Here is an 18,927-nt window from a genome sequence, read left to right as displayed (position 1 = left end):
GTACGCCGACGGGGGTGGGGGTGGGTGCGGAGGTGGGGGTGGGTGCGGAGGCGGGTGCGGAGGTGGGGGTGGGTGCGGAGGCGGGGGTGGGGGTGGAGGTGGGTGCGGAGGTGGATGTGGGGGTGGAGGTGGGTTCGGGGGGCAGGGGCCGGGGGTCCGTCACCGGCGTCCGCCTCGGCCACGGCTCATTGAGGTCCACGGACGGCTCCGCCGCCTCTCGACCGGCCTCCTCCCCGGCCAACGGCACCCCTCGACCGGTCTGCTCCTCGGCCGACACCGCCCCTCGGCCCGTCTGCTCCCCGGCCGACCCCGCCCCTCGGCCCGTCTGGCCCCCGGCCGGCGCCGTCCCTCGGTCGGTCTCCGCACCCGCCGGCGCCGCCAGCGCCGCCAGTGCCGCCAGTGCCTCCGCGACCGCCTCCGCGCCCGGCCGTGCCTCGGGCTCGCGCGCGTGCAGCCGCGCCAGCAGCGGCCCGAGGGGACCCGACTCCGCGTCCTCGACGGCGGCGGCGAGGAGCGCACCCAGCGACCACAGGTCGGAGGCCGGCCCGGCGCCGGGACCCGAGGCCCGCTCCGGGGCGACGAACGCGGCGGGGGCCTCCTCGGCGTGTCCGTCCCCCGTTCCGAAGTCGGTGAGGACGACCCGGCCGGTGCCGGACTCGATCAGGACGTTGGCGGGCTTGACGTCCCGGTGGACGATCCCGACGGCGTGCGCCGCCCGCAGCGCGCCGAGGACCGCGAGCCCGACCCGGGCGGCCTCGGCGGGCTGGAGGGGGCCGCGCCGGACGATCTCCCGCAGCGACTCGCCCTCGACCAACTCCATGACGATCCAGGGGACTCCGTCCTCGCCGACGACGTCGTGGATCGTGACGGCGGAGGGGTGCCGCACCCGCGCGGCGGCCCGGGCCTCGTGGGAGAGCCGGTGCGCGACGCGCCGGCTCTCCTCGTCGTCGGCCGGATCGGCGGGCAGCGCCGGTTCCTTGACGGCGACCTGCTCCCGCCCCCGCTCGTCCCGGGCCCGCCAGACGGTCCCGGTCGGGCCGGACCCGATGCGCTCGACCAGCCGGTAGCGCCCACCGATCAGACGTCCGCCGGACGGGAGTTCGCCGTCTGCACTCATGTCACATGAGTACCGTGCGCAACGTGCCGTTGTCGAAGCGGGCGGTCAGGCTGCCCACCGGTGCAGGGTGAATCCCCCGTGCCCCGCGCCCCTCTTGCGCACCTCCACGGCGCCGGCGCCGCCGAAGTGCGCGGGGACGACCAGGGCACGCTCGTCGGCGGCACGCTCCAGCACCCGCAGCCGGGTCCCGGCCGCCTGCCTCGGGTCGAGGCAGAAGCAGCTGCTGCATTCGGGGTGCAGGATCTGCACCGGACTGTGCAGCAGGTCACCGACGAACACGGCCCGTTCGCCGCGCGATGCGAGGCGCAGCACGGAGGATCCCGGGGTGTGGCCGGGGGCGGCCTCCAGGACGAGATGCTCGTCGATGCGGTACTCGCCGTCCCACACCACGGCCTGCCCGGCCCGGTGCACGGGCGCGACGCTGTCCTCGTAGACGAGGCGGTCGTCCACGCGCACGCCGCCGCCGTAGCCGCCCTCGGGCCCGAAGTGGTGGTCGTCGGGGGCGGGCAGGAGGTACCGGGCGCCGGGGAAGGACGGTACCCACTCGCCGTCGGCGTTGCGGGTGTTCCAGCCGACGTGGTCGCCGTGCAGGTGCGTGTTGACGACGACGTCGACGTCCTGCGGACGGACCCCGGCCCGCTCCAGGCGGTCCAGGAAGTCCCCCTGCCGTTGGTGGAAGAGCGGATTGCCGGGACGCTCGCGACCGTTGCCGACGCCGGTGTCGACCAGCACCGTGCGCCCGCCGGAGCGCACCACCCAGGTCTGGAGCGCCACCACGGCACGGTCACCACCGATCTCCCGGTGATCGGGGACGAGTTCCTCCTCGTGGGCGGTCCACACCTCGGGGCCGCAGTCCGGGACGAGGGCTCCGGCGGGCACGTACGGCCCCCGCCACTCCACGAGACGGAGCACCTCGACGTCGCCGACCCTGAAGCTCTGCACATTGTCATCTGCCATACCGATGACCCTAGGAGCCTGACTTGAACGTCCCAATGCTCATTCGGCTCTGTCCAATACGCTGTCGTCTCATGGATGTGGTGAGCGATGCGATCTCGGCGGTCCGGGCGGGCCGGCCGTCCTCGAACCGGCTGCGGGTGCGCGGCAGCTGGAGCGTCCGCCTGGCGCCGTACGAGGGGGCGGGCTTCCATGTCGTCCTCAGCGGCGCGTGCCGGCTCGTGCCGGACGGGGGCGGTGACCCGGTGGCCCTGGGCACGGGGGACGTGGTGCTGCTGCCGCACGGGGCGGGGCACGTGCTGGCGGACCGGGCGGCGGGAGCGGCCGAGGTGCGGCGGGCGGTGCCGTTCGAGGAGGTGGGGGACAGGGACGTACGGCCACCGGGGTCCGGCCCGGGCGTCGAGCTGCTGTGCGGCAAGTACCGTCTCGACCGCAGTCGCACGCACCCGCTGCTGGCGGAGCTGCCGCAGGTGGTGCACCTGCCGCACCGGGTCGGCGACCATCCCGAACTGCGCACCGCCGTGGACCTGTTGGCACGGGAGCTGGACGAGCGCCGGCCGGGCGCCTGTCTGGCCCTGCCGAGCCTGCTGGACCTCCTGCTGATCTACATGGTCCGCGCCTGGATGACCCGGGCGGAGACGGGCGCGTGGCCGGCAGTGCTGAGCGACCCGGTGACGACGGCCGCGCTGCGGGCCCTGCACTCCGATCCGGCGGCCCCCTGGACGGCCGGCAGTCTGGCCTCGGAGGCGGGCGTCTCCCGCGCCACCCTGGCCCGCCGCTTCTCCGCCCTGGTCGGCCGCCCGCCGATGACCTACCTCACCTGGTGGCGGCTGACCCTGGCGGCCACCCGCCTGCGCGATTCGGACGTGCCGCTGTCCACGGTCGCCCGCGAGGCCGGCTACGGCAGCCCGTACGCCCTCTCGCACGCCTTCAGCCGGGAGTTCGGGACGACGCCCGGGCGGTACCGGGAGCAGTCGCGGGCCGCCCGCCCGGCTGTCACGGCTTCTTGATGTCCAGGTTCGCGATCGCCGCCTTCGCCACCTCCCGGCCCCGGGCCGTGAAGTCGCCCTTGCCCGGATAGCCGACGGTGAGCCGGTACAGGTCGCCGGAGTTGCTCCGGTAGTAGAAGATCTGGAGTTCGCGGGGGCGCGGGTTCTGGCTGTCGTCGGTCGTGTAGGCGACGGTGTTCGTGGCGGCCTGTCTGCCGTGGTACCTGGCGTTGTCGTCCGGGTGTGTCTTCGCGCCCTTGGGCATGTCGAGGTTGTAGTCGCCCTCGTTCTTGAACTTCTCGTCGTCGGCCCGCATCTGGGCCACCGCGTTGCTCTTGATCTCGTTCAGCGAGTCGTCCGACTTCCTGGTCAGGTCCAGGACGATCGAGATGCCGCCGCTCCAGTCCGTGTACGACACCCAGCTCCGGTCGGTGGCGGTCTTGTCCGGGTGGCCCACCTGGTAGGTCGCGGGGACGGCGAGCGTGACACCCAGCCCGGCGTCCGTCCGCTTCGCCCAGCCGTCCGGCAGCGGGCCGGCGAAGGGGTCCGCGAGGATCAGGTACCCGGCCGCCGCGGCCGCGACCACGGCCGCACCCACGCCCAGCCAGACCTTGCGGCCCGGGCGGCGCGGGGACCGGCCGGCGGGCACGGTGACCTGCACCCGCTGGGTGGGCTCCGGCGCCGGAGGGTTCGCGGCCGCTTCCAGCAGGGACCTGACCTGCGCGGCCGTCGGACGCCGGGCGGGGTCCTTCTGGAGCATGCTGTTGACGGCGTCGGCCAGCGGGCCCCGCGCGGCGGCGGGCGCGGCCGGGGTGGCGTTGAGGACGGACTGGAGGGTGGCCGGGGTGTTGCTGCGGCGGAACGGGGAGACGCCCTCGGTGGCCGTGTAGAGGACCACGCCCAGGGACCACAGGTCGCTCGCCGGACCGGGCCGCTGCCCCAGCACGCGTTCCGGCGCGATGTACTCGGGCGAGCCGACGAAGCCGCCGGTCTCGGTCAGATTCGTCTCGCCCTCTATCTGCGCGATACCGAAGTCCGTGAGGACGACCCGGTCGTAACGGCCCAGCAGCACGTTGTCCGGTTTCACGTCCCGGTGCAGGACGCCCGCCGCATGCGCCGCCTCCAGCGCGCCGAGCACCTGCAGACCGATCCGGGCCGCCTCGCGCGCGTCCAGCGTGCCCTCCTGGAGCGCGGCGCCGAGCGAGCGTCCGTGCACCAGCTCCATCACGATCCACGGCCGGCCGTCGACGACCGCGACGTCGTGCACGTCGACGACCGCCGGGTGGTCGAGCCGGGCCGCGGCACGCGCCTCGCGGCGCATCCGCTCGTAGGCGTTGGCCCGTTCACGCTCGGGAAAGTGGTCCGGTATCCGGGGTTCCTTGACGGCGACCTCGCGGTCCACCGTCTCGTCCCTGGCCCGCCACACCGTGCCCATTCCGCCGTGGCCGAGCTTGGCCAGCAGCCGGTACCGCCCGGCTATCAGCCGCCCGGCCCCCGGGGCCTGGGCCGCCTGCGCGGGCACTTCAGGAGGCTGCGGGCCCTGCTGCACCGGCGCCGCGGGTGTCTGGGGACGCGTCGGGCCCGGGTGGGGCGGTTGCAGAACAAAACTCGTCGTGTCGTCGGCCCTGTGATCCGCCGTGTGATCCGCCGTGTGATCCGCCGTGTGGCGGACTCCCCCGTCACTGCTCATGGTTCATCCATATCGCGCCATCGGCGCCTGGATCCACAGGGAACACGAACCGGTCACGAACCCGTGACCGAGAAGGTGTCCACGGCGACGTCGAAGTACTCCCGGCCCTCCCGCACCTTCCCGACCGGCGCCGACACCCACACGTCGTACATGCGTCCGCTCTCCTCCCAGCACAGGTCGTAGGTGTGGCGGGGGCCCTCCGCGGCGCTGAAGCCGTCCCAGGTGAACTCCCACAGCGCGGCGGGATGTCCGGCGTGCGTGGTCTCGGTGACCCGGCCGTCGTGGTAGCCGGGGTTGGTGCTGGGTCCGTCGGCCGCCGCCCGGTTCATCACCGCGACGGGGCCGCCCGGTTCGGGCGTCGCGGCCTTGATGCCGAGGCGGAAGGTCTGCCCCGCGGACAGGTAGAAGACGCGCTCGCCCTGCTGGTCGCGGGTGAAGCCCTGCGGCACGGCCAGGGAGAAGCCGGCCGGGTCCTTGGCGGTGCGGTAACCGGAGGGAGCGGAATGGGTGCGGGAGGAGGCCGGTGTGCTGCCCGGTGTGGCTGCCGGGCTCGTGGTGGCCGTCGGGGAGGGCGAAGCGCTCCCGGCCGACCGGGACGGCGAGGCGCTCGTCCGTGCCGGCGGGCTGGTCGCCGTACCGCCCGGTGTGCCGCCGCCACCGCCGCCCTTCAGCAGGAGGGCCGCCGCGGAGACGCCCGCCCCGGCCACCGCGGCCACGAGCAGCGCGGCGACCAGCGCGCCGCGCGCGGACTGGCGCACGGGCGGGGGCTGTTCGGCCGTGGTCGCCGGCGTGGCGAGCGACTGGCGCGGCACGTCGTGCTCGGTCGGCGTGTACGGGGTCGTGGGCGTACGGCCCTTGGAGTCACCGGTCCTGGTGGGGGTGCGGCCGGAGCCCGGGGCGGTCGGCGCGTCCGGAGTGCGGCCCGTCTCCAGGAACGTCCGCAGCATCCGCTCGGCCTCCACCGCACCCAGCCGCCGGTCGGGGTCGCGCTCCAGCAGGCCCCGTACGACGGGCAGCAGCGGCTCGGCCTGCGCAGGTGGCCGGATCTCGGCGGCGACGACGGCGTGCAGAATGCCGCCGAGCGAGTCGCGCCGGAACGGCGACTCGCCGCTGAGCACCGCGCACAGCAGCGCGCCGACCGACCACAGGTCGGACTCCGGCCCGGTACGCACACCCGACATCCGCTCCGGGGCGGTGTATTCGGGCGAGCCGACGAACGAGCCGGTCTCGGTGAGCGTCGTGGCGCCCGCGACCTGCGCGATACCGAAGTCGGTGAGCACGACCCGGTCGGTGCCGGACTCGATGAGCACGTTCGCGGGTTTGATGTCCCGGTGCAGCACCCCTGCGGCGTGCGCGGTGCGCAGCGCGCTCAGCAGGTCGATGCCGATCCGGGCGGCCTGCACGGCGTGGAGCGGGCCGCTGGCGGCGATGCGGTCGGCGAGCGAGCCGCCCTCGATCAACTCCATGACGATGTAGGGCCGTTCGTCCTGCTCGACCACGTCGTGCACGACGATGACGTGCGGGTCGCGCAGCTGCGCCACGGCCCGCGCCTCGCGGAAGGTGCGGTCACGGCGGCGGCGGGCGTCGTCGTCCGCGAGGGAGTCGTCCGGGGCCAGCTCCTTGACCGCCACCCGCCGGCCCAGCACCTGGTCGCTCGCCCGCCACACGATGCCCATGCCGCCACGCCCGATGCGTGCCTCCAGGCGGTAACGGCCCGCGATCAACCGGAAGTCGGCGCCCTCGGTCCCCATGAGCCCCATCATGCCTCAGAGGGCGTCCGCGGCCTCGAAATCCGGTCGCCGCCCGGCGTCACCCCTTCGAGCGGCCGCCCGGCATGCGGTGGCGGCGGCCTACGCGGCAGCCCCGGCACTCACACACCTCGACGGCGCCGGAGACGTTCTCGCCGGCTCCCTCGGCGGGAACAGGCGCCGGCCGGCGCTCCTACTGCGGCTGCTGCCAGCTCTGCAGCACCCACTTGAACTGCTTGCTGGTCTTCGCCCAGTCCTCGGCCAGTCCCGACATGTAGATGGCGTACTCGGTGCCCTGGCGCGAGTAGTACGTCTCCTCGACGGCATGGCGCGGGCCGGCGACGTGGGGCGGGTCCTTGGCCAGCGCCGTCCAGGTGTACTCCCACAGCGAGCCCTTGCAGTCGCGGTAGATGTTCTCCTTCAGGGCCACTTGGTGGTAGCCGATCAGCCGTTGGAGCTGCTGTTCCAGGTCCTTCTGGTGCTCGAAGGGGGTGGCGAAGTCCGGGTTGGCGTCGATGGCGATGCGCAGGAAGTGCCTGCCGCCGTCGGGCGTGTAGTCGACCTGCTTGAGACCACCGGGAAGGCTGGTGACCTTCCGCGACCAGCCCGGGGGCAGGCTGACGGTGAAGCCCCAGGGGTCGTGGTACGGCTTCCACGAGGCGGGCACGCCACCGTCGGCGCCCGGCGCGGCGTCGCTGCTCGCGGAGGGTGACGTCGTGGCCGGGCTCGCGCCCCCGCTCGTCCCGGTGTTCTGCTCCGAGCCGCCGCTCATCTGCTGGAAGGCGACGGCCGCGGCACCGCCGAGCACGGCCGCGAAGGCGACGACGAGCGCGAGGGTGCGCAGCCGGCGCCGGGGCCGTGCCGCCGTGCGGCCCGCCCGCCTCCCTGCCGGTCCGTCCGGTCCCATGGGCGTGGGCCCCACGGCCGTCGGCCCGGTCGCGGTACGGCTCATGCCCGCCGCGCCGCCGGGGCCGTAACCGGGAGTGGTGTCCGGAGCGCCGTAACCGGACGCGGAGGTGCCGGTGCCGCCGTTCGTGCGCACGCCCGAGCCCTGGGTGTGGACGAACGCCTGGGCCGAGTGCGGACGGCGGCCTTCCGCCGCCTCGGCGAGCATCTGCTCCGCCTCCTCCGCGCCCGGCCGCTGGGCCGGCTCCTTGCACAGCAGGGCGGCGATGACCGGTCCGAGCGGGCCGGCGTGCCGGGGCTCCGCCGCGTCCTCCTCGACGACCGCCTGCATGGTGCCCAGCGGGGAGGTGCGGCGGAAGGGCGAGCGGCCCTCGACCGCCGTGTACAGCGTGGCGCCGAGCGCCCACAGGTCCGAGGACGGGCCGGGGTCGTGGCCGCGCACCCGCTCGGGCGCGAGGTAGTCGACCGAGCCGACGACCTCGCCGGTGCGGGTGATGGTGGTGTCGCCCTCGATCTGGGCGATGCCGAAGTCGGTGAGCAGGACCCGGCCGTCCTGGCCGAGCAGGACGTTTCCGGGCTTGACGTCCCGGTGCAGCACACCGGCGGAGTGCGCGGCGCGCAGCGCCCGCAGCACCCACAGGCCGATCCGCGCGGCCTCCCGCTGCTCGATGCGGCCGCGCTCCTTGACCGCGTCGGCCAGCGAGTGGCCCTCGACAAGCTCCATGACGATCCACGGGCGGCCGTCGTGTTCGAGGACGTCGTGCACCGTGACGACGGCGGAGTGGTTGATGCGCGCGGCGGCGCGGGCCTCGGCCCGGGTGCGGGCGAGCAGAACCGCCTGATCGCTGTCGGAGACGTAGAGCGCCGCGGTCAACTCCTTGATGGCGACCGTTCGGTGCAGCACCTCATCGTGTGCGCGCCAAACCCGGCCCATGCCGCCGCTGCCGATGGAATCGACAAGCCGGTAGCGGCCCGCTATGAGCAGGCCTTGCATCTGATTCACGTTGCCCCGCAATGCTCTTGACAGGGTCAGACTAAGGACCGGTATGCAAACAGGGAACCAGCGGGGTACCAAGGTGACAGCACTGTGACGGTTGTCGCCGCCGGAATCGGCCAGTACCGGTCAACCGGTATACAGGGCGCTCAACGCGTGTAGCGGTACGTCGCCGTGGCCTGTTCGTACAGCCGCGTCACCTCGTCGCGCTCGGCCTCCGGGCCACGGACCTGGACGACGTGGTAGCGGCCGTTCAGCAGAATCGCCATGTTGCGCACGTAAAGGTCGCGTCCCTGCCCGTCGGTCCAGGTGAACTGCCCCTCCGCCATGGTCCGTCCGCCCACCGTGATGGTTTTCAGGCCGGTGGCCGTGGCCCAGCTGGAGTTCCGGTAGGGCTGCAGCTCCTGCTCCTTGTCCCGCTGGTAGACCATCGGGTCGCTGCCGTTCGCCGAGGCGCTGTCCCTGCCCGGCACGACGAGCAGCTCGAAGTCGCCGTGTGCGTAGACCACCTGGCCGCTGCCGTTCTTGGGCGTACGGTCCCAGCCCTTGGCCACGGCGATCTGGAAGCCCTCCGGGTCGGTGCGCAGGGTGAACCCTTCGGCGACGGAGGGACCGCCGCCGGTCTGCGTCTCGGTGGCGGGCGCGGACGCCGAGGGAGTGCCGTCCGCGGACTGTCCGGAAGAGGGCTGCCGGGTGCGGGAGGGGACGGGGCTCGCCTGGCCGGCGCTGCCGGTACGGTCGCTGCCCGCCGCGCCGCTCTCCCCCTGCTTGGGCATGAACAGCATGGCGTAGGCGACCGCGCCGGCCAGCAGGAGCAGGATCAGCAGGAGCAGCGTTCTGCCCAGACGGCGCGGGGAACGCTCCTCCTCCCGCGCCCGCTTGTGCCGGCCGTGGGCCGCGGGCAGCCCGGCGCGCCGCCGTCGCACCAGCTCGCCGCGGCGCCGGACGATCGGCAGCCGGTTCGGGTCGGCGGGCGGGACGGGGACGACATGGGTGCCGGCGTCCGGCTCGGGCGCGGAGCGCACCAGCGAGCGCAGCCACCCGCTCAGCTCCTCGAAGTCCAGGCGGTCGGTCGGGTCCTGGCGCAGCAGCGACTCCACGACCGGGCGCAGTGGTCCGCACTCCTCGGCGAATGCGGGCGGTTCCGCGCACACCAGCTGGACCAGCTCGGCCGTGGACTCCTCGGGGTAGGGCGCGTGTCCCTGAACGGCCCGGAAGAGCAGGGCGCCGAGGGCCCACAGGTCGGTGGCCGGCCCGATCGGCGCGGCCAGCTGCCAGTTCTCGTGCACGGGCCCGGCCTGCTCCGGCGCCCACCGCTCGGTCACCGGGCCGACCACGGTCATCCGCACCTGCCGCGCCCGCTCGGCGGCCAGCGCGGTACCCGGTCCCCGGCGTACGGCGCCGCCGGCGCCCCGGCCGTCCCAGTGGGAGGCCGGACCGGCCTGGGCGGGGACGGGCGGCGAAGCCGCTGCGACGGGGACCTGCGGCGTCCGTCCCGGGGCTACGGCGGCACGGTCGGCACCGGGCGTCGCGCCGGGGCGGGCGCCGCTTGCCGGAAGTCCCGGCCGCTGCCGCTCGGCGCCGGGCGCGGTCGAAGGAGCGCCGGGGCCGGTGCGGGGCGAGGTTCCGTGCCACGGCGTGCCGCGCACCCCGTACGGGTCGGCTATCCGGCCGGGCGGGGTGGTGGCCTGCCCGGTGGAGTACGGCGGCTGCCCGGTGCCGCCCGCGCGGGTGGCACCGGGGTCGTCCTCGGCGGGCGGGCGGGCCGCGGGCAGGGCGGCGCGGCCGTTCTGCCCGGCTTCCTGGACCCGGGCGGCGGCCCGGGCCCCCGCCCGGTACGCCGCGATGGCCCCGGCCCGCGCGGCACGGATGTCCTCCCCGCTCTCCAGGGCCTGTCGCCCCGGCGATCCGGGGGCGGTGGCCCCGCCGGAAGCGCCGTTCGCGCCCGGCACCGGCAGTCCGCCGGCCACCCGCGCCTGGATCGCGGCGCGCCGCGCGGCCTCGGGATCGGTATCGGGCGAAGGAGCGGGTCCCGTGGCGGAGGCCTGCCCGCGCACCGCGCCGGCCGGCCCTCCGGCGCCCTGAGCACCGCGCCCGTCGAAGTCGTCGGACTGCTGCCCGCCGCCGACGCCGTCACCGGGCCCGCCGCCGGGCCCGAGGGCCCCCGCCGGCCCGTCCTGGTCAGCCGGGCCGTCCGAAGCCGGCACCGGGTCGTACCCGCACAGCGCCTCCTCCGCCGCGCCGACCGCGAGGCCGGTCAGCATCACGCGGCCGTCGTCGCAGACGAGGACGGTACGGGCGGTGATGTTGCGGTGCACCCAGCCGTGGGCGTGCAGCACACGCAGCGCCATGAGGACGTCGGAGGCGACCTCGGCCGCCCGGTACGGCGACAGCGGCTGCTCGGTGAGGAGTGCGGACAGCGGACGCGCCGTCACCCACTCGCTGACGATCCACAGCGAGCCGCCCTCGGCGAACACGTCGAAGACCTGGTCCAGGCGCGGGTGATCGGGTATGCGGGCCGCCGCCTGCGCGGCCTCGACGGCACGCCGCACCGCCGGGTCCGAGGGCCGGCGGGTGGCGGTCCGGGCCGCCGGGCTCCTGCGGCCCTCGCGCTCACGGGCGGTGAACCCCTCGGGCAGCCCCTCCGCGTCGAGCACCTCGGCCTCGACGACCTCGGGCAACGGCACCTGGCGGACCAGCACTTCCTGCCCGCTGTAGGTGTCGAAGGCCCGGGTCTCGGTCAGTTCGTACTCGTCGGAGGGCGGCAGCGGCAGGCGGTAGCGGTCGGCGAGCACCCGGCCCGCATAGTCGTCCACGTTGCCTCCCCCGGCCGCCTGTCGTTCACATCCGTTCCCTTACGGCCCGTTCCGTATCCACATCCCGCTGCGTACGGTCCGCAATCATTCACGATACGTGCCGGAGGCAACCCGCATTGAGGGGATGACGGATTCCCACGGCCCCAACCGTAGCCCGGTGCCGCGGACATGAGCCTCACAAACCTCGGTGTCGGGCCGTTCTCTGTCATCGGGTACGAGTGGCCGGACTCGTCCTCCCACCCGATACCGCCCGTCAGTCCGAGAGCGCACCGCTCACTTCTTGGGCTCGAAGGACTCCGTCAGCGTCTTCCAGGTGTCCTTGCGCAGGTCGCTGTCCCAGTCCGCAGCCTTCGCGGTGTACATCAGCCCGTAGCCCTGGTGGCCGTTCACCACGAAACCCCGGTCTATGGAGCGGTACTTGGTGCCGTCCTCGACGTAGGTGAACTCCCAGTCGGCCGTGTTCCAGCTGCGGTAGTCCGCCTTCTCGATGCGGATCCTCTGGTACTGGGACCGTATGATGCCGCCTTCCTGGTTCTTCCAGTCCGCAACCGGGTCACTCTTGGGCGAACTGGTCCACCCGACGAGCAGCTTCTGCCCGTCCGGCCCCGTGTAGCGGTCACCGGCGGAGTCGCTGGACCGGTACGACCACCCCTTGGGCAGCCCGATCGAGTACCCCTGGCCGCTCTTGCGGGTGGAGACGGCCGGCGCGCTCCCGCCGTCCTTGGAGCCGGAGGAGGCGGAGTCGTCGGAGGAGTCGGAGTCGTCGGCGGAGTCGTCGGCCGAGGCGCTCGGGTCGCCTCCGGCCGCCTCGTCCGTGCGCGCTCCGCTGTCCGGTTTGCCCGAACTCCCCTTGTCCTGCTTGGTGGACGGGCCCGCGCTGACCGCGCTCCTGCTCCGGCCGCTGCCCTTGTCACCCTTGCTGTCGTCACCGTTGAGCGCGATGGCCAGCACCGTGCCCAGCACCGCGAGGACGACCACCACGGCGATGATCACCAGCGTCCGCTTGGGCACCACGTCGGTCAGCGGCGCCCGCGGCACCGGCCGCGGCGGCAGGTCCATGTCCGGCGGCGGCATCACGGGCCATCCGGAACTCGGCTTGTTCGCGCTGGAACCGGGCCTGCTCGCGCTGGAGTTCGGCACGGCAGCGCCGCTCCGGGCCGGCCCGGTGGGCCTGCCCGGCGCCTTGGCCCCCCGGGCCCCGGAGGACGCCGAACCCGTCCCGGCCACCTTGCCGGAGGCTCCGGAGGAGGGGCCGGCGGGGGCACCGCCAGAGGTTCCGGCCGAGGTTTTGGCCGAGGCACCGCCAGAGGTCCCGGCCGAGGTCCCGGTGGACGTACCTGCCGCGCCGCCCGGGTTCTTCGCACGTGCGGCGGCCGCCGCCCCGGCCGCCCCGGCCGCCTTGCGGACCGACCGCAGCGCACCGCGCAGCTTCTCCCCGGCCTCCTCGCCCCGCTTGCCCTCGGCCCCTTCGGGCGGCACCGGCAGCGGAACCACCCGCGTGGCGTCCATCGGCTCCGGCTCGGGCGCATGGATCACCGCGTTGAGCATGGCGCGGGCACCGGAGTCGTCGAGCCGCTTGGCCGGGTCCTTGGTGAGCAGGCCGTAGATGACGTCCCTGAGCGGACCCGCGTTCTTGGGCTCCTCCAGGGGCTCGGTCATCACCGCGGTCAGCGTGGCGATCGCCGACCCCTTGTCGTACGGCGGGACGCCCTCGACGGCCGCGTACAGCAGGCCGCCCAGCGACCACAGGTCGGCCGCGGGACCGGGCTTGTGCCCGCGGGCGCGCTCCGGGGAGATGTAGGACGGGGCGCCGACGAGCATGCCGGTGGAGGTGATGGACGGGTCGCCCTCGACCTGCGCGATGCCGAAGTCGGTGAGGACGACCCGGCCGTCCTCGGCGATGAGCACGTTGGACGGCTTCACGTCCCGGTGCAGGATGCCCTCGCGGTGCGCGGAGCGCAGCACGTCGAGGACGGCGAGCCCGACCTCGGCCGCCCGCCCGGGCTCCAGCAGGCCGTCCTCACGGATGGCCTCGGCGAGGGACTTGCCCTCGACCAACTCCATGACGATCCAGGGCCGGTCGTCCTCGTCGACCACGTCGAAGACCGTCACCGCACTGTTGTTGCGGATCCGGGCGATCGCCTTGGCCTCGCGCAGAGTGCGCGTGATCAGGCGCCGTTTCTCCTCCTCGTCGATGTTCGACGGGAACCGCAGCTCCTTGACGGCGACCGTCCGGCCCAGGGTCTCGTCCTCGGCGCGCCACACCGTGCCCATGCCGCCCCGGCCCAGCACGTCTCCCAGCCGGTACCGCCCGGCGAGGAGACGACGCTCGCCCTTGTCCCGACGAGTCTCCTGACGAGATGTCTCCGCCCGCTCCGCCTCCGACATGCGTCCCCTCATGCAACCCGCCCTGACAGAGCCTCCATTGTCTCTCACCCGACAAGTGCCCGGCGCCCAGGGTGCCCCTGGGCGCCCTGGGGGCTCCGCGGGACGGGAGACCTGCTGAGGCGAAAGTTCCGCTTGCCGGAATGACCGGCCCCGAGGAGGGAGGGCGTCCGGAATGCCAACGCGCCCTCACCTGCCCCGTGGACACGGACGCGATCGCAGTCCCCCGGCCCGAACCGGCCCTGGTCGCTGCCGAGTTCTGCCCTCGCATCTGGTGGAACGGACGGGATTCGAGCAGAGATCCCCCACCGGGCCACTCGTTCGAGTGATGTCGGCTGACCGCGCCCGCCGGCTGCGGACGGCGCTCGGCACCGGCACGACCCGCCGCCCCGCCCGGGCCCGACGCGGCGGAGCAGGACACCCGGTCACAGCGGAACGATGTCCGGCGCTCCCAGGCGTGCCGCGTCCGCCGTCTGGTCGTCCGGCTGGAGCTGGGACTCGCGCTCGGCCTCGACCCGCTTCTCGTAGTGCTCCACCTCGCGCTCGATCTGGTCCTTGTCCCAGCCGAGGACCGGTGCCATCAGCTCGGCCGCCTCGCGGGCGCTGCGGGTGCCCCGGTCGAAGGTCTCGATGGAGATGCGGGTGCGGCGGGTGAGCACGTCGTCCAGGTGCCGGGCGCCCTCGTGCGAGGCGGCGTACACCACTTCGGCGCGCAGATAGTCGTCGGCGGCCTGCAGCGGCGCGCCCAGGGAGGGGTCGGCGGCGATGAGGTCCAGGACCTCCTCGGCCATCGAGCCGTACCGGTTCAGCAGGTGTTCCACGCGGACCACGTGCAGTCCGGTGCGGGCGGCGATCCGCGCCCGGGCGTTCCACATGGCCCGGTAGCCCTCGGCGCCGAGCAGCGGGATGTCCTCGGTGACGCAGTCGGCGACGCGCATGTCGAGGCCGTGCACCGCCTCGTCGACGGCGTCCTTCGCCATCACCCGGTACGTCGTGTACTTGCCGCCCGCGACGACCACGAGACCCGGCGCCGGATGCGCCACGGTGTGTTCGCGGGACAGCTTGCTGGTCGCGTCGGACTCGCCGGCCAGCAGCGGGCGCAGCCCCGCGTACACACCCTGCACGTCGTCGCGGCCGAGCGGGACGGCCAGCACCGAGTTGACGTGCTCCAGCAGGTAGTCGATGTCGGCGCTGGAGGCCGCCGGGTGGGCCTTGTCGAGGTCCCAGTCGGTGTCGGTGGTGCCGACGATCCAGTGCCGGCCCCAGGGGATGACGAACAGGACCGACTTCTCCGTGCGCAGGATCAGGCCGCTGGTGGAGTGGATGCGGTCCTTGGGCACGACCAGGTGGATGCCCTTGGAGGCGCGGACGTGGAACTGGCCGCGCTCTCCCACCATGGCCTGGGTGTCGTCGGTCCACACGCCGGTGGCGTTGACGATCTGCTTCGCGCGGATCTCGTACTCCCCGCCGCCCTCCACGTCCTGCACCCGGGCGCCGACGACCCGCTCGCCCTCGCGCAGGAACCCGGTCACGCGCGCGCGGTTGGCCACCTTGGCGCCGTACGACACCGCCGTGCGCACCAGGGTCGCCACGTACCGGGCGTCGTCCATCTGGGCGTCGTAGTACTGCAGGGCACCGACCAGGGTGTCCTTCTTCAGGCAGGGGGCGACCCTCAGGGCGTGACCGCGGGTCAGGTGGCGGTGCAGGGGCAGGCCCCGGCCGTGGCCGCGGGCCATGGACATCGCGTCGTACAGGGCCACCCCCGAGCCCGCGTACGCCCGCTCCCAGCCCCGGTGCTGCAGCGGGTAGAGGAAGGGCACCGGTTTGACCAGGTGCGGGGCGAGCCGCTCCAGGAGCAGGCCGCGCTCCTTCAGGGCCTCCCGGACCAGTGCGAAGTCGAGCATCTCCAGATAGCGCAGGCCCCCGTGGACGAGCTTGCTCGATCTGCTGGACGTGCCGGACGCCCAGTCGCGGGCCTCGACCAGTCCGGTGGACAGCCCCCGGGTGACGGCGTCCAGCGCCGTGCCCGCGCCGACGACTCCACCTCCGACCACCAGGACGTCCAGTTCGCGCTCCGCCATCGCCGCAAGTGCCTCGGCCCGCTGCGCCGGGCCCAGTGTCGCTGTCCTCACCGCTGCCTCCCGCTTCGAACAACTCGCTCGCGTCGGCCGCACCCGGTGGGCGAAGCCCGGTTCATCCCCTCCCCATGCCCAAATTCTGACCGGCTTGCCCGACTTCAGCCACCACGCGCTTTCAACCTGTGGACAACTCGCGCACAACTGCCGGAAGACACACGAAAACAATCCCGCATAACGGTCATATTTACTCCTAGTGTGACAGTGCGCTCTCTCAACCTGTCCACAGCGGTTGCGCATCGGTCCCGCTTCGGTTACTCGGAAGGACGGCCCACGCCATGCCCGCAGACCTCGCCGTCATCGGACTCGGTCCCTACGGCCTGCCGCTCGCGCAGGCCGCCGTGGCCGCAGGCATCCCGACCATCGGGTACGCCACCGGCCCGGAGGCGAGTTCCCTCAGCCCCTCCGAGCTGCGCCGGATGCATGCCGGGGGCTTCCGGCCGGGCACCGACCCGGCCCAGCTCGGCCGGGTGCGCACCGCGGTGCTCTGCGTACCGACCCCGCGCGGCGCCGACGGCGGGCTCGACCTCGGCCAGCTCGAGGCGGCCGCCCGGAGCCTTGCCGAACGGCTCCGCCCGCACACCACGGTCATCCTGGAGTCTCCCGTGCTCCCCGGAACCACCGAGGAGTTCCTGCGCCCCCTGCTGGAGAAGGGCTCCGGACTGCGCGCCGGCCGCGACTTCCACCTCGCCTACTCGCCCAGCCGGATCGACCCCGGCCAGCGCGACCGCACCCCGGCCGGCACGCCCAAGGTCATCGGAGGCCTCACCCCCGCCTGCACCGAGTCGGCCGCCGCCTTCTACGGCAGGCTCACCGACAAGGTGGTACGCGCGCGCGGTCTGCGCGAGGCGGAGACCGTGCAGCTGCTGGAGACCAACTTCCGGCAGGTCAACATCGCGCTCGTCAACGAGATGGCCGTCCTCTGCCACGAGCTGGGTGTCGACCTGTGGGACGTGATCCGCTGCGCGGAGACGAAACCGTTCGGCTTCCAGGCGTTCCGGCCGGGCCCCGGCGTCGGCGGGCACGGCGTCCCGCAGGACCTGACCGGCCACGCGAGCCGCGGCCTGCGCATGGTGGAACTGGCCCAGCAGGTCAACAGCCGCATGCCCCGCTACGTCATCCAGCGCGCCGCCACCCTCCTCAACGAGCACGGCAAGTCCGCCCGCGGCGCCCGCGTCCTGCTTCTCGGCATCACCTACAAGCCCGACGTCGCCGACCTGCAGAGCACGCCCGCCCAAGAGATCGCCGTCCGGCTGATGGAACTGGGCGCCTCGGTCAGCTACCACGACCCGTACGTGGCGTCCTGGAACGTCCTGGACCGCCCGGTACCGCGCGCGGACTCCCTGTACGACGCGGCCGCCGACGCCGACCTCACGATCCTGCTGCAGCAGCACCGGACGTACGACCTGCAGGGCCTGTCGGTGAAGGCACAGCTGCTGCTGGACACGCGGGGGGCCACGCCCACGGGGGCGGCGCATCGGTTGTGAGCGGGGGGCGCGCGGGCGGGCCGGACCCCGGGGGCTGGTGGCAGGGGGGACGCACCACGGGTACCTTACGGAAACAGGTGGAGCCCACCGCAGCGGCTACTGCGGCAGGCTCCTGGATGGATCACGGAGTGTCCGCCCCTAGGCTTCTTGGGGGCGGCCGCTCACCATCCGAAAAGCCGCAAGATCCACCTCCTCCGGCACTTCACCGTCCACAGACGGATCCGGTCCCAGCGGGTGGGTTTACGGTGACGGCCCATGGGCGCCCCCTTCCACGACACCGCCCAGTAGCCCGGTGGACGGTCCGTTGGAGATCGGGCCGGGCCCCGAGCAGCCGGGGTCCGGAACCAAGTCCTTGGAAGGGGGCGCTCCAGAAGACTGGGGCGCCGACACGGACGCTATCGCCCTCGGCCCTGCTCACCAGCCCGTATTCGCCCCGAAGACAACCGCACGCCTCCACGCCACCCCACGCGCCCCCACAGGCCCGCCCGGACATGCGGAAGGGGCCGGCCGCCTCACCGGGCGACCGGCCCCTTCACGTCGTACGGGCTACCGCTTGTGCTGCGAGTCCGCCACCGTCACCTCGACCCGCTGGAACTCCTTCAGCTCGCTGTAGCCGGTGGTGGCCATGGCGCGGCGCAGGGCGCCGAAGAAGTTCATGGAGCCGTCCGGGGTGTGGGACGGGCCGGTGAGGATCTCCTCGATGGTGCCGACCGTGCCCAGGTCGACCTTCTTGCCGCGGGGCAGCTCCTCGTTGACCGCCTCCATGCCCCAGTGGTGGCCCTTGCCGGGCGCGTCCGTGCCCCGGGCCAGCGGGGAGCCCATCATCACCGAGTCGGCGCCGCAGGCGATCGCCTTCGGGAGGTCGCCGGACCAGCCGACACCGCCGTCCGCGATCACGTGCACGTAGCGGCCGCCGGACTCGTCCATGTAGTCGCGGCGGGCGGCTGCCACGTCGGCGACGGCGGTGGCCATCGGGACCTGGATGCCGAGCACGTTGCGCGTGGTGTGGGCGGCGCCGCCGCCGAAGCCGACCAGGACACCGGCCGCGCCGGTGCGCATCAGGTGCAGGGCGGCGGTGTAGGTGGCGCAGCCGCCGACGATCACCGGGACGTCCAGCTCGTAGATGAACTGCTTCAGGTTCAGCGGCTCGTGCGAGGACGAGACGTGCTCCGCGGAGACCGTCGTACCGCGGATGACGAAGATGTCCACGCCCGCGTCCACGACCGCCTTGGAGAACTGGGCGGTGCGCTGCGGGGAGAGCGCGGCCGCCGTGACCACGCCGGCGTCGCGCACCTCCTTGATGCGGGCGCCGATCAGCTCTTCCTTGATGGGCGCCGCGTAGATCTCCTGGAGGCGGCGGGTCGCCTGGTCGGCGGGCAGCCCGGCGATCTCGTCCAGCAGCGGCTGCGGGTCCTCGTGCCGCGTCCACAGGCCTTCGAGGTTCAGCACGCCGAGGCCGCCCAGCTCGCCGATGCGGATCGCGGTGGCCGGGGAGACGACCGAGTCCATGGGAGCGGCCAGGAACGGCAGCTCGAAACGGTAGGCGTCGATCTGCCAGGCGATCGAGACCTCCTTCGGGTCCCGCGTACGGCGGCTGGGGACGACGGCGATGTCGTCGAAGGCGTACGCCCGGCGGCCGCGCTTGCCGCGCCCGATCTCGATCTCAGTCACGTCTTGGCCTTTCCCTGATGCGTTCAGCGTCTACC

Annotated in this window: 11 protein-coding genes; 2 read left to right on the top strand and 9 right to left on the bottom strand. The window is 73.6% G+C overall.

Features of this window, described 5'->3' with window-relative positions; translation table 11 throughout:
- Both AB0H32_RS15490 and AB0H32_RS15485 read right to left on the bottom strand, forming a co-directional pair.
- Positions 1-1,117, bottom strand: a 1,117-nt coding sequence (locus tag AB0H32_RS15490; protein WP_361119669.1) for a serine/threonine-protein kinase, incomplete at its 3' end; no start/stop codon positions are given.
- 45 nt (positions 1,118-1,162) lie between these two features.
- The gene (locus AB0H32_RS15485; protein ID WP_361119667.1) at positions 1,163-2,074 is read right to left on the bottom strand and encodes an MBL fold metallo-hydrolase; all 912 of its coding nucleotides are present in this window, start codon (positions 2,072-2,074) and stop codon (positions 1,163-1,165) included.
- A gap of 71 nt (positions 2,075-2,145) precedes the next feature.
- Here AB0H32_RS15485 and AB0H32_RS15480 point away from each other — a divergent pair, with 71 nt between their 5' ends.
- Positions 2,146-3,081 carry an AraC family transcriptional regulator gene (locus AB0H32_RS15480; protein ID WP_361119665.1) on the top strand — a complete coding sequence of 312 codons (936 nt, stop codon included), beginning with the start codon at positions 2,146-2,148 and terminating at the stop codon, positions 3,079-3,081.
- Here the strand turns inward: AB0H32_RS15480 and AB0H32_RS15475 are convergent.
- The 6 genes from AB0H32_RS15475 to AB0H32_RS15450 all read right to left on the bottom strand — a co-directional run bounded on the left by AB0H32_RS15475 (position 3,068) and on the right by AB0H32_RS15450 (position 15,731).
- Positions 3,068-4,750 (bottom strand): serine/threonine-protein kinase, encoded by a 1,683-nt coding sequence (locus AB0H32_RS15475; protein WP_361119663.1) that lies wholly within the window; start codon positions 4,748-4,750, stop codon positions 3,068-3,070. The two genes, AB0H32_RS15480 and AB0H32_RS15475, sit on opposite strands and share 14 nt — an antisense overlap.
- Positions 4,751-4,803: 53 nt before the next feature.
- Entirely contained in the window at positions 4,804-6,501 is a 1,698-nt protein-coding gene (locus AB0H32_RS15470; protein WP_361119661.1) for a serine/threonine-protein kinase, read from the bottom strand.
- Positions 6,502-6,691: 190 nt separating this feature from the next.
- Positions 6,692-8,398 (bottom strand): protein kinase, encoded by a 1,707-nt coding sequence (locus AB0H32_RS15465; RefSeq protein WP_361119659.1) that lies wholly within the window; start codon positions 8,396-8,398, stop codon positions 6,692-6,694.
- Between the two features lie 149 nt (positions 8,399-8,547).
- Positions 8,548-11,214, bottom strand: a complete 2,667-nt coding sequence (locus AB0H32_RS15460) for a protein kinase (RefSeq protein WP_361119657.1) — start codon at positions 11,212-11,214, stop codon at positions 8,548-8,550.
- A 273-nt stretch (positions 11,215-11,487) separates the two neighbouring features.
- Entirely contained in the window at positions 11,488-13,602 is a 2,115-nt protein-coding gene (locus tag AB0H32_RS15455) for a protein kinase (protein ID WP_361119655.1), read from the bottom strand.
- 422 nt (positions 13,603-14,024) lie between these two features.
- The gene (locus AB0H32_RS15450; RefSeq protein ID WP_361119653.1) at positions 14,025-15,731 is read right to left on the bottom strand and encodes a glycerol-3-phosphate dehydrogenase/oxidase; all 1,707 of its coding nucleotides are present in this window, start codon (positions 15,729-15,731) and stop codon (positions 14,025-14,027) included.
- Positions 15,732-16,012: 281 nt separating this feature from the next.
- Between AB0H32_RS15450 and AB0H32_RS15445 the strand changes: the two genes are divergently transcribed.
- The gene (locus AB0H32_RS15445) at positions 16,013-17,221 is read left to right on the top strand and encodes a nucleotide sugar dehydrogenase (RefSeq protein WP_361119651.1); all 1,209 of its coding nucleotides are present in this window, start codon (positions 16,013-16,015) and stop codon (positions 17,219-17,221) included.
- 546 nt (positions 17,222-17,767) lie between these two features.
- Here the strand turns inward: AB0H32_RS15445 and AB0H32_RS15440 are convergent.
- Positions 17,768-18,892 carry a GuaB3 family IMP dehydrogenase-related protein gene (locus AB0H32_RS15440; RefSeq protein WP_361119649.1) on the bottom strand — a complete coding sequence of 375 codons (1,125 nt, stop codon included), beginning with the start codon at positions 18,890-18,892 and terminating at the stop codon, positions 17,768-17,770.
- Positions 18,893-18,927: the final 35 nt, after the last annotated feature.

This window comes from Streptomyces sp. NPDC020362, assembly GCF_040642095.1.
In the GTDB taxonomy this organism is placed as follows: domain Bacteria; phylum Actinomycetota; class Actinomycetes; order Streptomycetales; family Streptomycetaceae; genus Streptomyces.
Note: the sequence above shows the minus strand (reverse complement) of the source record. Positions and strands in the feature narration are given on the sequence as shown.

What these genes read in the sequence shown, in the direction of transcription:
- AB0H32_RS15485 (WP_361119667.1), bottom strand. Translation starts at nt 2,074, where the DNA reads ATGGCAGATGACAATGTGCAGAGCTTCAGGGTCGGCGACGTCGAGGTG.
- AB0H32_RS15480 (WP_361119665.1), top strand. Translation starts at nt 2,146, where the DNA reads ATGGATGTGGTGAGCGATGCGATCTCGGCGGTCCGGGCGGGCCGGCCG.
- AB0H32_RS15475 (WP_361119663.1), bottom strand. Translation starts at nt 4,750, where the DNA reads ATGAGCAGTGACGGGGGAGTCCGCCACACGGCGGATCACACGGCGGAT.
- AB0H32_RS15470 (WP_361119661.1), bottom strand. Translation starts at nt 6,501, where the DNA reads ATGGGGACCGAGGGCGCCGACTTCCGGTTGATCGCGGGCCGTTACCGC.
- AB0H32_RS15465 (WP_361119659.1), bottom strand. Translation starts at nt 8,398, where the DNA reads ATGCAAGGCCTGCTCATAGCGGGCCGCTACCGGCTTGTCGATTCCATC.
- AB0H32_RS15455 (WP_361119655.1), bottom strand. Translation starts at nt 13,602, where the DNA reads ATGTCGGAGGCGGAGCGGGCGGAGACATCTCGTCAGGAGACTCGTCGG.
- AB0H32_RS15445 (WP_361119651.1), top strand. Translation starts at nt 16,013, where the DNA reads ATGCCCGCAGACCTCGCCGTCATCGGACTCGGTCCCTACGGCCTGCCG.